This is a genomic window from Crossiella sp. CA198, from assembly GCF_052078295.1.
GTDB lineage: Bacteria > Actinomycetota > Actinomycetes > Mycobacteriales > Pseudonocardiaceae > Crossiella.
This window is the reverse complement of the sequence record NZ_JBQJIM010000005.1, coordinates 184,937-196,646: the sequence shown is the minus strand read 5'-3', so window position 1 is coordinate 196,646 and position 11,710 is coordinate 184,937. Positions and strand designations below refer to the sequence as shown.

At 68.8% G+C, this 11,710-nt stretch carries 11 protein-coding genes; 7 read left to right on the top strand and 4 right to left on the bottom strand.

The window, feature by feature from the left end:
• Positions 1-42: 42 nt before the first annotated feature.
• On the bottom strand, positions 43-429 hold the full coding sequence (locus ACTOWY_RS09960; RefSeq protein WP_441309306.1) for a hypothetical protein: 387 nt from the start codon (positions 427-429) through the stop codon (positions 43-45).
• 345 nt (positions 430-774) lie between these two features.
• On the opposite strand from ACTOWY_RS09960, the gene ACTOWY_RS09955 reads away from it, so the two are divergent.
• The 3 genes from ACTOWY_RS09955 (at position 775) to ACTOWY_RS09945 (ending at position 3,219) form a co-directional block, all read left to right on the top strand.
• On the top strand, positions 775-1,440 hold the full coding sequence (locus tag ACTOWY_RS09955) for a hypothetical protein (RefSeq protein ID WP_441309305.1): 666 nt from the start codon (positions 775-777) through the stop codon (positions 1,438-1,440).
• A 2-nt stretch (positions 1,441-1,442) separates the two neighbouring features.
• Positions 1,443-2,048, top strand: coding sequence for a class F sortase (locus ACTOWY_RS09950; RefSeq protein WP_441309304.1), 606 nt, complete (start codon positions 1,443-1,445; stop codon positions 2,046-2,048).
• A gap of 157 nt (positions 2,049-2,205) precedes the next feature.
• Complete coding sequence (locus ACTOWY_RS09945; protein ID WP_441309303.1) at positions 2,206-3,219, top strand: RNA polymerase sigma factor; 1,014 nt, start codon at positions 2,206-2,208, stop codon at positions 3,217-3,219.
• Positions 3,220-3,378: 159 nt separating this feature from the next.
• Here the strand turns inward: ACTOWY_RS09945 and ACTOWY_RS09940 are convergent, their stop codons facing one another.
• Positions 3,379-3,837 (bottom strand): hypothetical protein, encoded by a 459-nt coding sequence (locus ACTOWY_RS09940; RefSeq protein WP_441309302.1) that lies wholly within the window; start codon positions 3,835-3,837, stop codon positions 3,379-3,381.
• Positions 3,838-3,929: 92 nt separating this feature from the next.
• On the opposite strand from ACTOWY_RS09940, the gene ACTOWY_RS09935 reads away from it, so the two are divergent.
• Complete coding sequence (locus ACTOWY_RS09935; protein WP_441309301.1) at positions 3,930-6,620, top strand: NACHT domain-containing protein; 2,691 nt, start codon at positions 3,930-3,932, stop codon at positions 6,618-6,620.
• A gap of 13 nt (positions 6,621-6,633) precedes the next feature.
• On the opposite strand, the gene ACTOWY_RS09930 is transcribed toward ACTOWY_RS09935, so the two are convergent.
• A complete protein-coding gene (locus ACTOWY_RS09930) occupies positions 6,634-8,376 on the bottom strand; it encodes a S8 family serine peptidase (RefSeq protein WP_441309300.1) in 1,743 nt (580 codons plus the stop codon).
• A 149-nt stretch (positions 8,377-8,525) separates the two neighbouring features.
• Here ACTOWY_RS09930 and ACTOWY_RS09925 point away from each other — a divergent pair, with 149 nt between their 5' ends.
• The 3 genes from ACTOWY_RS09925 (at position 8,526) to ACTOWY_RS09915 (ending at position 10,771) form a co-directional block, all read left to right on the top strand.
• Complete coding sequence (locus ACTOWY_RS09925; protein WP_441309299.1) at positions 8,526-9,488, top strand: LysR family transcriptional regulator; 963 nt, start codon at positions 8,526-8,528, stop codon at positions 9,486-9,488.
• Positions 9,489-9,524: 36 nt separating this feature from the next.
• Positions 9,525-10,202 carry a CPBP family intramembrane glutamic endopeptidase gene (locus tag ACTOWY_RS09920; protein WP_247755369.1) on the top strand — a complete coding sequence of 226 codons (678 nt, stop codon included), beginning with the start codon at positions 9,525-9,527 and terminating at the stop codon, positions 10,200-10,202.
• Positions 10,203-10,429: 227 nt separating this feature from the next.
• The gene (locus ACTOWY_RS09915; protein WP_185000687.1) at positions 10,430-10,771 is read left to right on the top strand and encodes a histone-like nucleoid-structuring protein Lsr2; all 342 of its coding nucleotides are present in this window, start codon (positions 10,430-10,432) and stop codon (positions 10,769-10,771) included.
• Between the two features lie 47 nt (positions 10,772-10,818).
• Here ACTOWY_RS09915 and ACTOWY_RS09910 read toward each other — a convergent pair whose 3' ends face one another.
• Complete coding sequence (locus ACTOWY_RS09910; RefSeq protein ID WP_441309298.1) at positions 10,819-11,655, bottom strand: MBL fold metallo-hydrolase; 837 nt, start codon at positions 11,653-11,655, stop codon at positions 10,819-10,821.
• Between the last annotated feature and the right edge of the window lie 55 nt (positions 11,656-11,710).

Sequence of the window (11,710 nt, the reverse complement as noted above, 5' to 3'; positions counted from 1 at the left end):
AGGCAGCGCACCCCACCGTCCACAGTGCGCGATCGGCAGCGGTCACCCCTGACTTTCGTCAGGTCCGCGGGCGCCTGCCGAACGCGCCCACGGGGTGGGCTGCGGCCAGGTCGGCACCAGCGCCACGGTGAGTCCGGCCAGCGCGGCCAGTCCGACCAGCCAGCCCGCGTGGCTCTCGTCGAGGGCCAGCATCCGGGCCCCGGCGAAGAACACCACCACGCCGGCCACCTTGGCCACGTTCGGCTCATGCCGCAGCACGTAGAGGAACAGGCTGAACGCGAGCAGTGCCAGGTACTGCAGGGCCGCGTCACCGTGGGTGCCCAGGGCGAGGGTGAACACCTGGAGGCCGAGCAGGAAATAAGCGAAGGCCCAAGCCCGCCCGATCCGGCGCCGAGTCCGCCTCGCCCGGCGGCCGACCCGCGCGCTCACCGTGGGAACTTGTTGCGCCACACCGGATCTCATGGTCTCGGGTACCCCCTCGCCGGGGTTCTACGCGTATCTTCAGCGCACGCTCAGCAGCCGCGCCTAGAGTGATCATCGCCGGTCGCGGTGAGTGAGGACACCGCGGCCGGACCATTTTACGCCGGGCGACGTCTGCGACAGTGTGTATCGGTTGTCCGATGTGGATCGTTACGTCACTTTCCGGTGCTTTTTCTCACCCCATTCCGGTTACACGTTGAGCTGCCTCTTCGGGCAAGCTCGCCCCATCCCAACCGGACTTCCCGGGGGGACTGGGATCGCGCCTGGGGGCGCGTACACAATGTGGGGAATACCTTGAAGAAGCCTTTGGGCCTGTTGACCCGTGCCGTCGCCGGCGCGGCCGTGCTGGCTGTCATCGCCGCGCCGATGGCGCTCGCGCAGACCAGCACTCCGACCACCCCGCCCGGCACCACTTCCTCGGCGGCGGCCACCACCACCTCCAGCGCGGTGCCGACGACCTCGCCGTCCAGCACCAGCCCGGTGACCAGCAGCACCTCCAGCCCCAAGCCGACCACGTCGACCTCCTCGACCCGGCCGACCACCTCGACCAGCGAGAAGCCGGACCCGGGTGGCAAGCCGTGGCAGGACCAGATCTTCGGCCTGGTCAGCAACCCGAACGACCCGACCCAGGCCGCGATCGTGATCGGCTGCGCCGCCGCCAAGCCGACCGACATCAGCTCGGTCGCGCTGACCATCGACGAGGCCATCCAGAGCGAGGTCGACCCGCGCGTCTACGTCGCGCTGGCCAAGCTCAAGGCCGGGGTCGAGCTGGGCGAGTACCAGATCACCGCCAAGTGCGGCGCCAAGACCCTGAGCTTCTCCTTCCGCGTGATCGGCGAGGAGACCCCGGGCGGCGGCAAGACCCCGGTGCTCGGCAAGCCGGGCAAGGGCAAGAAGAACTCGCAGATCGGCTTCACCCCGCGCGGCGGCGTGGAGACCGGCTTCGGCGGCACCGCCTGAGCATGCAGATGACCAAGCTGACCGGTGGCCGCGGGCTCGCGGCCACCGTCCTGCTGGCCACCGCGTTGCTGGTGAGCGCGTGCGGCGGCGGCGAACCCGCCACCCCGCAGACCTCCGCGCCGCAGACCAGCACCCCGGCCGCTGCCGAAGCAGGCGCCAAGCTCAAGCCGACGGATGTGCGCATTCCCAAGCTCAACGCGCAGTCCTCGCTGATCAGCACCGCGATCAACCCGGACGGGTCGCTCGAGGTGCCCAAGGCGGACAAGCCGATGCAGGCCGCCTGGTACCGGATGAGCCCGGTGCCCGGCGACAAGGGCCCGGCGATCATCCTCGGCCACGTCGACGGCAACAAGCAGCCCGGCATCTTCTACAAGCTGCACGAGCTGGCCACCGGTGACGAGGTCTTCGTCAAGCGCAGTGACGGCAAGGAGGTGAAGTTCGTCGTGACCACCAAGGAACAGAAGCCCAAGAACGAGTTCCCGACCGAGGCGGTCTACGGCGACAGCCCCGACCCGATCCTGCGGTTGATCACCTGCGGCGGCGCCTTCGACAAGGCGGCGCACAGCTACCAGGACAACGTGATCATCTCGGCCAAGCTGGTCGCCTGAGCTATCCCGTGTTGCGGGCCTGGTGCGGAGTTCCGCACCAGGCCCGCAACTGCGTACTGGAAGAAATCATCACTAAGGCCATATAACGACGCTGGCTGGTCCGCGCGACCATGTGTCACGATCGTGCTCCGAACACGCGCCGACCTGGGGGCAGTGCATGGACCAGGAGCGACTTGCCGCCGCCACCCAACAGGCAGTGGTTCGCATCCGCGCCGCAGGCGCCAGCAAGGAACAGGCCGAGGACTGCGTCCAGGACGCGGTGGTCGATCTGCTGGCCGGAGCGCACCGCACGCCGGTGGAACGGCCGGAGGCCTGGCTGACCACGGTCTCCCGCCGGCGTTTCGTCGATCAGCTGCGCCGCCGCAGACGTGAGCAGACCGCGCTGGCCCGCAGTGACGCGCAGACCCGGATCACCGGCAGCGACCCGTCCGAGGCCATCGCGGACCGGGACCAGGCCCGCTGGATGGCCGCCGCACTGGACGAGCTGCCCAGCACCACCCGCGAGGTGGTCCAGCGCGCGGGTGCCGGTATGCCGCACGAGCAGATCGCCACCGAGATGGGCCTGAGCGCACGCTCGGTCGAATCCCACCTGACCCGCGCCCGCAGGCTGCTGCGCAGGCTGGCCGCCGCCGCGGTGCTGCCTGCCTGCCTGGCCTTCGGCGGTATCTGGCGCTGGCTGGGCGCCGGGAAGGCGGCCGGGGTCAAGGTCGCGCTGACCGCGGTCACCGTCCCGCTGGCCCTGGGTTCGCTGGCCGTGCTGCCCAGCCTGCCGGGCACCGGCCCCACCCCGGAACCACCCCCGCTGGCGCTGGTCGAACTGCCGAAGCCGATCTCACCCGACCCCGGCCCGATCGCAGGCAGCACACCGGTCAGCCCGGCCCAGCCCAACACCACCCAGTCCGATCCCGCCCACTCCACACCCGGCAGGCCGCCGGACTCCACGGCTCCGCCACGCGCAGGCGACAAGGACAAGTCTGCGCCGCCCGCACACGGCAAGGACAAGGCCAGGCCGCTGGTGGGCAAGGGCAAGTTCACCGTTCGCGGCGGTGCGAAGTTCCGGAGTTTCGGCTGGTCACAGCACAAGTCAGGGCAGTCGGCGAAAAGTCGGGAAGATTTTTTTGCGGGACGCGGCGGTCCCGGGCGACAACCTAGTGGTGGGCCCCGGCACTGACCATCCGCGCCAGCACGCGCGGACGCGCCCACCAGCACCGGACGCCTCCTGGCCGAGGCTCACGCGCTGCCCCTGGCCAGGCGGATTCCGGTGTGAGGTCACGGTGGGGCCGGTGTCAGGGCCCCGATCCCGGCTCCACCGTGGCCTCCCCGAACCGGACTAGACGGCGATGACCGCGAACACCGAGGACGAGGCCGCCACGTAGACGTCGGTCTCCGGCGCGAACACTCGCAGCGTCAACGAGGTCTGCACCCGCAGGGACAGCGTGAACGTGCCGTTGGGGCGGCAGGGGCTTGGGCTGCCCAGGTTCACCCACAGGCCCGCGCTGGTCTGGGACTGCAGGATCACCGAGCCGAACAGGGCGGCGGAGCGTTCGCCGGTCAGGTCCTCCATCGAGCCCTCGATGGCGAACTCCTCGCCCTTCTTGACCTTGTTCTGCTTCTTCGCCTTGGTCTTGACCTTGGCCTTCTTCTTGCCCTGCTGCTCGACCACTGTCGAACCGGGCTCGGCGGGCGCGGCGGCCGCGACCGGAGCAACCGCCAGTGCCCCGAAGGCCACCAGCAGCGCCATGACAACTCGGAGGAACCGGGTCTGGAACACCGGCAGGTTCTTGTTCATAACCTGAACCAGAACCAACAACTGGCCAGATCGCCATTCGAAAGTCCACAATGGACCTTGTCGGATGACTAGCGTGCCTGCTCAGGTGTTGAATGGGCCAGGTGTTGGTCGAAGCCGCCCTGCTCAAGCTGGGCACCGCCGCCGTGCGCACCGCAGCCAAACTGTGGCTGGCCGACGACAAAATCGCCGCCGAGGTGGGCGCCAGCGCGGTCGACCTGGTCTCCGAGCGGTTCGGCAGCCAGCGGGACAGGCGCCGCTTCGCCCGGATGCTGGAGACCTTCGCCGAAGCCGTGGTGGACCGGCTCGAACCCATCATTGACACCGAGTTCGCCACCCTGCCCGAACACGAGCGGACCGCCGCGGTGCTCGCGGTCCAGGACACCTTCGCCCAGGCCGCCCTGGTGGACAAGGACCTTTTCGCCGCCGACCTGGACGCCCGGCACCTGGACCGCGCGCTGCGCCGCCAGGCCCCCGGCCACGACACCCTGCTCGCCACCGACGCCAAGGCCCTCTACGCGCTGCTGCTGCGCGAGTCCTGCGGTTATGTCATCGAGATCGCCCGCGGCCTGCCCACCTTCAGCACCGCAGCCCTGACCGAATTGCTCAAGCGGGACACCGAGATCATCAACGGCATCCGCGAGGTGCTGGCCCGCCTGCCCCAGCGCGACCGCGGCGCCGGTTTCGACTACGACTACCGCCAGCAGGTGGCCCGCAAACTCGACTACGTCGAACTCTTCGGCGTCACCCTGGACGACGCCAGCAGGCGCTACCCGCTCAGCGTCGCCTACATCAGCCTCACCGCCGACACCGAGGACGGCAGACCAGCCCGCGTCGAGGAACTACTGGCCAGGAGCCCCAAGCTCTTCATCCGCGGCGAGGCAGGACTCGGCAAAACCACCCTGCTGCACTGGATCGCCGTGCGCAGCGCCCGCCGCGACTTCCCGGAAACCCTGGCCGCCTGGAACAACACCATCCCGTTCTTCGTTCCGCTGCGCCGCTACGCCGACCGCGAACTGCCCACCCCGGAACGGTTCCTGGACGAGGTCGGCAGGCACATCGCCGACGAGATGCCCAAGGGCTGGGTGCAGCAACACCTCCGCGGCGGCCACGCGGTGGTCCTGATCGACGGCGTGGACGAGCTGGCCCCGCACCGCCGCGAAGAGGCCCGCGACTGGCTGCGCTACCTGACCCTGACCTTCCCCGAAGCCCGCTGGGTGATCACCTCCCGCCCCGGCGCGGCTCAACCGGACTGGCTGGCCACCGACGGCTTCCTCAGCCTCGACCTCCAGCCGATGACCCCGGCCGATGTCCGCACTTTCGTGCAGCGCTGGCACGCCGCAATGCAGTCGATGTGCGCGGACGAGGAGGCCAAGGCGGAAATCGAGTCCTACCACCAGAACCTGCGCACCCAGCTGGACACCCGCAACCACCTCCGCCGTTTGGCGGGCTACCCACTGCTGTGCGCATTGCTCTGCGCCTTACACAAGGACCGCCGGGCCGCGCTGCCGGACAACCGGATGGAGCTGTACGAGGTCGCCCTGCACATGCTGCTGGAACGCCGCGACGCCGAACGCCGCATTCCCACCCCGGCCGGCCTCAACCGCACCGAGAAAACCCTGCTACTGGGCGATCTCGCGTATTGGCTGATCCGCAACGAACGCAGTGACGTCGAAATCGCCCGCGCCATCGGGCAGCTTGGCCGCCGCCTGCGTTCGATGGCCCAGGTCCAGGCTGAGCCGGAGGAGATTTACCGGCACCTGCTCGTCCGCTCCGGCCTGCTCCGCGAACCGGTGGCGGGCCGGGTCGACTTCGTGCACCGGACCTTCCAGGAATACCTCGCCGCCCGCGCGGCCGTGCAGGACTTCGACGACGTCGAGGTGCTGCTCAAGAACGCGCACAGCTGGCACGAGGTCTTCGTATTGGCGGTCGGCCACGCCTCCAGCCGTCAGCGCGAGGCACTGCTCACCGGCCTGACCAAGGGCCAGCGCAATCCTGAATCGCACCTGCTCGCCCTGGCCTGCCTGGAAACCGCCCCGGACCTCAGCGCCAAGCTGCGCACCAAAATCCAGCGCCAGGCCGCCGGTCTGGTGCCACCCAGTTCGCGCACCGTGGCGAAGGTGTTCGCCACCACCGGAGTTTTTGGCCTCGACCTGCTCGCGAACACCACACCCCGAACCGAGGACGAAGCCGTGGCCACCGTTCGAGCGATGGCGGAGACCAGACTGCCCGAGGCAATACCGCTGCTGGCCAGATTCGCCGGGGACAACCGGCAGGCGGTCCAGGACGAATTGCTGGCGGTATGGGACTGGTTCGACCGGGACGAGTACGCACGCAGCGTCCTCGCCGAACTAGAACTGTCGGTTGTGGATGCCGAACCGGCGGTGCGGCATCTGCGCGGTCTCCGGAGCCTGACCGTCGATCGCTTCTTCGACCTGCGAGACGTGCCCAATGGCGTGCGCTACCTCAATGTGACCGGGCCGGCGACCTTGGGCCTACTCCCGCCACTGCCCAAGCTGAAGCAGCTCCGGCTGATCGGCATCGAGGACGTCAGCGATCTGTCCGTGCTCACCGCCGCCCCTCGGCTCGAACACCTCGAAATCGAGCTGCACGGAGAGCCGGGGAATCTGGACACCGATTCACTGCTGGCGATGAAAGCCCTGCGTCGCCTGGACATCACCTGCGCCGATCCGGCCATCCTCGCCCCGCTGCGGCACCGCGCCGGGCTGCACATCATCTGGAACGGCAATCGCCCCGCGGACCAGAGAGATCCGCGGGGCGACTGAAGAAAACCAGTGACTACTTGGCGAACTCCGCGCCGCGGGTCACCGCGTTCCACGCGTCCACGATCCCGTGCCCGTAGAACCCGTTGAACTTGGTGTCACCCTCACAGGTGGCCGTGAACTCCGCGCTCCGGCCCTCCTTCAGGTAGTCCACCGTGCGCGGGGTCGGGCAGGGGCGCTTCTGCGCGGTGCCGTAGAGCACCTTCTCCACCTTGTCCGGCGCCAGGGTCAGGGTGCCGGGGTGCTTCTTGTCGTTCTTGCCGTACTGGCTCACGATCAGCGCCGCCACACCGGCCGCGTGCGGGGAGGCCATCGAGGTCCCCTGCAGGTAGTGGTAGTAGCCGACCTTGTCGCCCTGCACGTACTTCTTCACCCCGGCCGTCACGCCCGCCGGCGTGATGTTGCCGTCCGCGTCCACCAGCTTCTCGGCCTGCAGGACGTTCTTCGGGTAGGAGGACAGGATGCGGTTCTCGTTGGTGCTGAACCACGGGGTGCCGAAGTAGTCGCGGGTGTAACCGCCGGGGGCGGCCACCGAGATCTGCTCCAGGCCGTAGTTGGAGAAGTCCGACTTCTTGCCGGACGGGCCGAGGCTGGACACGCCGATGGTGTGCGCGCCCTCGACCGGCAGGTCGAAGCAGCTCGCGTTGTCGATCGGGCGCTCGTGGGTGTTGCCGGCCGGGAAGTTCGGGCTCGACTTGTCGGTCCGCGGCTTGCCGAGGTCCTCGTGGTTGTTGCCGAGCGCGCCGACCAGGGTGACGCCCTTGTTGTGCGCGTAGTTCAGCGCGCGGTTGATCGTCTTGATCGTGGTGCGCTGTTCGAGCTGCTGCTCGGGGGTGTCGGCCGGGTTGGCCACGCAGTTGAACGCCCACGGGTCGACGTAGAAGGACATGTTGATCACGTCCAGGCCCGCGTCCGCGCCGTAGGTCAGCGCGTCCACCACCGGCTGCAGGAAGAAGAAGCCGCTGTCCTGGCCGCCGCGGATGTTCACCAGGGTCACGCCGGGCGCGACGCCGGAGACGCCGAAGCCGTTGACCGCCGCGCCGATGGTGCCCGCGACGTGCGTGCCGTGGCCGCTGTCGTCGTGGTCGTTGGGGTCCACGCAGCCGCGGTACTCGCACTCGCCGTCGACCACGGCGCCGTTCTCGTCATAGGGGAGGTCCGTGGTGAAGTTGCGGGACAGCTCCTTGGAGAAGTTCGGCGCGATGTCCGGGTGGCTGCCGTCGACCCCGGTGTCCAGGATGCCGACGGCGACCTTCTTGCTGCCGGGCTGCTTGGACCGGGCGAGGTCGGAGCGGAGCATCTTCAGGCCCCACAGCGCCTCGTCCATCGGGTCCATGCCGACGGCGGCCGGGGCCTTCTTCTCCTCGGGAGCCTGCTTGCCCGCGGACTCCTTCTCCACCGCGTCCCGCTTGGCCTTCTCCAGCTTCTGCTTGGGCGCCTGGCCGACCGGCCGGGCCCTGGTCGCGCCGCCCACGTCCTTGTTGCCCGCGACCTGGGTGATGAAGCCCTGCTGTGGGGCCCGCACGACCAGGGCGCCGATGGCGGCGTTCTCCTTGGTCACGGTGCCGCCGGCAGCCTGCACCGCGCGGATCGCGGCTTCCCGGCTGGCGCCGTCGGCGACCAGCACGGTGTAGTCGGACTGGGCCTGCTGGGATGCCGTGCCCGCGGCACCCGCCGGGCCACCGGCCAGCAGCAGGGAACCTGCCACGACCGGCACAGCCAGCCCGGCTGTCAGGATTTTCTTGACCTTCACGTTCATTGCCTCCTCGACGTGGCCCGGCTGGACACCTCCGTGTCCAAGCGGCACGCTCACGGAACGAACTGCGGTTATGCGCCGCGCGCATTGCAACAGCGGCCGACGGACAAGCGGAAATACCAACGGGTGACCAAGATTGATGCAGGGTGGGCATGGATATCGAGTTCCGGCATCTTAAGGCTTTCCGGGTGCTCGCCGAGGAGCTGAACTTCACCCGCGCCGCGGCACGTCTGGGTGTTCCACAGTCCGGTCTGTCCCGCCAGGTGCAGCGGCTGGAGCGCAGCCTGGGCGCCACCCTGCTGCGGCGCAGCACCCGCGCGGTCGCGCTCACCCCGGCCGGGCACGCCCTCTACAGCCACGCCCGGCGGGCCGAGGAACTCGCCGAGCAGCTCAGGGCCGATGTCGTCGCCGCTGGTCAGGGGCAGGTGCAGCTCCGGCTGGCCACCTACCCGATCGGCGTGTCCGAGCTGACCGCCCGGCTCACCCAGGCCCTGCCCGAGGTCCAGGTGGCTACCCTGACCACCACCCCCGACCTGGCCGTGCAGGCACTGGAGCGCGGGGAAGCCGATCTCGCGCTCGGCTATGGCCCGCCAGGGACGCAACCCTCGTTACCGCCGGGTGCCCAAGCCGAAATTCTGTTGCATGAACCGATTTACGTGGCACTTTCCGCGGCCCATCGGTGCGCAGGGGCGGATTCGGTGCACCTGGCCGAACTGGCCGTGGACCGCTGGGTCGCACCGCCGCCGGACACCGTGCTCGCCCAGGTGTGCAGCGCCGTGTTCGCCTCCGCCGGAATTCGCCCACACGTGCTACACGTGGCCGATTCCTCGAACACGGTGCGCAACCTGGTCTCCTCCGGGCAGGCGGTCAGCCTGGCCACCCCGCTGGCCGGGGCCTGGCCGGATGACAACGTGGTGGTGCTGCCGGTGGACCCGCCCATTCGCCGTCCGGTGTGGGCGGCCTGGCTGCGCCGGTTGCCTGCCGAGGTGGTGGACAGCGCGCTCGGCGCGGTCTGCGCGCATTACGCCCAGTTGGCCGAGCGGGCCGGTGACTACTGGTCACGGGCGAAACAGGACGGTCTGCTCCGCGGCGGGCACTGGCCGAGGGAAAACTGAAGAGATCCTCAGTTGTGCTGGGTAAGGTCGGCGGACATGACGACCACCGCCGACGCGGTCGAACCCGGTGTCGGCCGGAGTCGCCGCAACTACCTCGCCGCCGAGTTCCTCCTGTTGTTCTTCGGGGCGGTGACGATCTACACCGTCTTCCGCATTCCCGGCGGACCCATTCCACTGCTCGTCGTGCTCGGCGTGGTCGCGGTTGTCTACCTGCGCCGCCAGCCTGACTTCGACCGGGCGAACTTCTGGCGGGCCAGGGCGCTGTGGCCGGTGCTGCCGCGGATGCTGCTGCTGTGGGGCGCCACCGCCGTGCTCGGCCTGGTCTCGCTGTGGCTGTTCAGCCCGGAACGCCTGTTCGAGCTGCCGAGGAACAACCCGACGGTGTGGCTGTTCGTCATGCTGTTCTACCCGCTGCTGTCAGTCTACCCGCAGGAACTCATCTTCCGGGCGTTCCTGTTCCACCGGTACGCCCCGGTCTTCGGCAACGGGCTGGGAATGGTCGCCGCGAGTGCGGCCGCCTTCGGTTTCGTGCACATCATCTTCGGGAACGTGTTGAGCGTGGTACTCACGGTCATCGGCGGCTGGATCTTCAGCAACCGATACCGCCGCACCCGCTCCCTGTTCGCCGCCTGGGTCGAGCACGGGCTCTATGGCCTGCTGGTCTTCACCATCGGCTTCGGAGATTTCTTCTACCACGGCGCGGCCGTCCGCTGAATCACTGTCGACCCTGGCTAGCAGGTCTCCGAATCACAGTCGACCCTGGCTAGCAGGTCTCCGAATCACTGTCGACCCCGGCCAGCAGGTCTCCGAAGTCCTTATCATTCCGGTTGCCCCATCACACGACCCGGTCACATCTTGGTTGCCGCTCCACCCGGAAATTTGACTTCACGCCCGTTCGGATATTTACTGCCACGAGCCACCTATCCAAACGGGGAGTGCAAATGGCGGAGAAAGTCACGGTCGAGCTGGTGGACGACCTCGACGGGTCCAAGGCCGAGGAGAGCGTCTCCTTCGGGCTTGACGGTGTCGACTACGTCATCGACCTGTCCGCGGACAATGCGGCGGCTCTTCGCGACGCGGTCGCGTCGTATGTCGGGGCAGCCCGGCGTACCGGCGGCCGCAAGCAGCGGGCCACCCGCGGCGGCGGCGCCAAGGCCGCCGGCGAGCGCGACCGCAACCAGGAAATTCGGCAGTGGGCTCGCACCCAGGGCCACCAGGTGTCCGAGCGCGGCCGTATCCCGCAGGAGCTGGTCGTGAAGTTCCAGGAAGCGCACGCTTCCTGACTCGCGGTTCTTCGCGCTGCCGCGAAGGCGAAGCCTGTCTGGACGGGTCAGGCAGCGCCTTCGCGGCAGCGTTCGAACTCCAGCGGATCATGTGCGGAAAAGACCTGAATCCGTTGCGGTTCGGCCGCCGCGAGCGCGTGCAGGCGGCGCTGGTTGTCCAGACGTTTTGTCCGGTTGACCGCCACCACGGTTTGGAATAGGTCCAGCCCTGGTGTGCCGCGAGACGGTTGCGCATTGACCTCGCCGTGGAAGAAGTAGGCGTCTCCCGCGTGCAAGAGCCAGCGGTCCCCTGGCGCGGCCACCGCGACTCCGCTATGGCCGTGGGTGTGTCCGGCCAGTGGAATCAGCAAGATCTCCGGCGGTAGTCCGTCGAGTTGCCGCACGGCCTCGAAGCCGAACCAGCGCTCGCCCTCCCGCGTGCTGTATGTGGCCCAGTCCGGGTGATGTGCCCATTGCGCGGGCACATAGCGCGAACGTTCCCCCAGGGACCGCCTGGCCATTGCCGCGGCGTATTCATCAGCATGCACATGCACCTTGGCCTGCGGGAAATCCGCCAGCCCGCCCGCGTGGTCCAGGTCGAGGTGGGTCAGCACGATGTGCCGGACGTCGGCCGGTGAATAACCCAGCCGGGCGATCTGCCGCACCGCGGTCTCGGCCTCGGCCAGCTTCGGCCGGCAGGAAAGCCGGAACAGCGCGCCCAGTCTGCCCGGCGTGCGCACGTCGTCCACGCCCAGTCCGGTGTCCACCAGCACCAGGCCCTGCCCGGTCTCGATCAGCAGGCAGTGCGCGACCAGCGTGGCCGCCCGGTGCGGCGGGGCGTCGCCGTTGATCAGCCTGCCGCCGAGCGGCGCCATGCTGGCGCAGTTGAGGTGGTGGACGCGCATGTCCGTACATCTAGCAGGCAGAATCACCCGGTCGTTGGACCGGGCCTCGGATCGT

Excerpts from the sequence above, each read along its gene's own strand:
- ACTOWY_RS09950 (WP_441309304.1), top strand. The coding sequence starts at position 1,443 with ATGCAGATGACCAAGCTGACCGGTGGCCGCGGGCTCGCGGCCACCGTC.
- ACTOWY_RS09945 (WP_441309303.1), top strand. The coding sequence starts at position 2,206 with ATGGACCAGGAGCGACTTGCCGCCGCCACCCAACAGGCAGTGGTTCGC.
- ACTOWY_RS09940 (WP_441309302.1), bottom strand. The coding sequence starts at position 3,837 with ATGAACAAGAACCTGCCGGTGTTCCAGACCCGGTTCCTCCGAGTTGTC.
- ACTOWY_RS09935 (WP_441309301.1), top strand. The coding sequence starts at position 3,930 with ATGGGCCAGGTGTTGGTCGAAGCCGCCCTGCTCAAGCTGGGCACCGCC.
- ACTOWY_RS09930 (WP_441309300.1), bottom strand. The coding sequence starts at position 8,376 with ATGAACGTGAAGGTCAAGAAAATCCTGACAGCCGGGCTGGCTGTGCCG.
- ACTOWY_RS09925 (WP_441309299.1), top strand. The coding sequence starts at position 8,526 with ATGGATATCGAGTTCCGGCATCTTAAGGCTTTCCGGGTGCTCGCCGAG.
- ACTOWY_RS09920 (WP_247755369.1), top strand. The coding sequence starts at position 9,525 with ATGACGACCACCGCCGACGCGGTCGAACCCGGTGTCGGCCGGAGTCGC.
- ACTOWY_RS09915 (WP_185000687.1), top strand. The coding sequence starts at position 10,430 with ATGGCGGAGAAAGTCACGGTCGAGCTGGTGGACGACCTCGACGGGTCC.
- ACTOWY_RS09910 (WP_441309298.1), bottom strand. The coding sequence starts at position 11,655 with ATGCGCGTCCACCACCTCAACTGCGCCAGCATGGCGCCGCTCGGCGGC.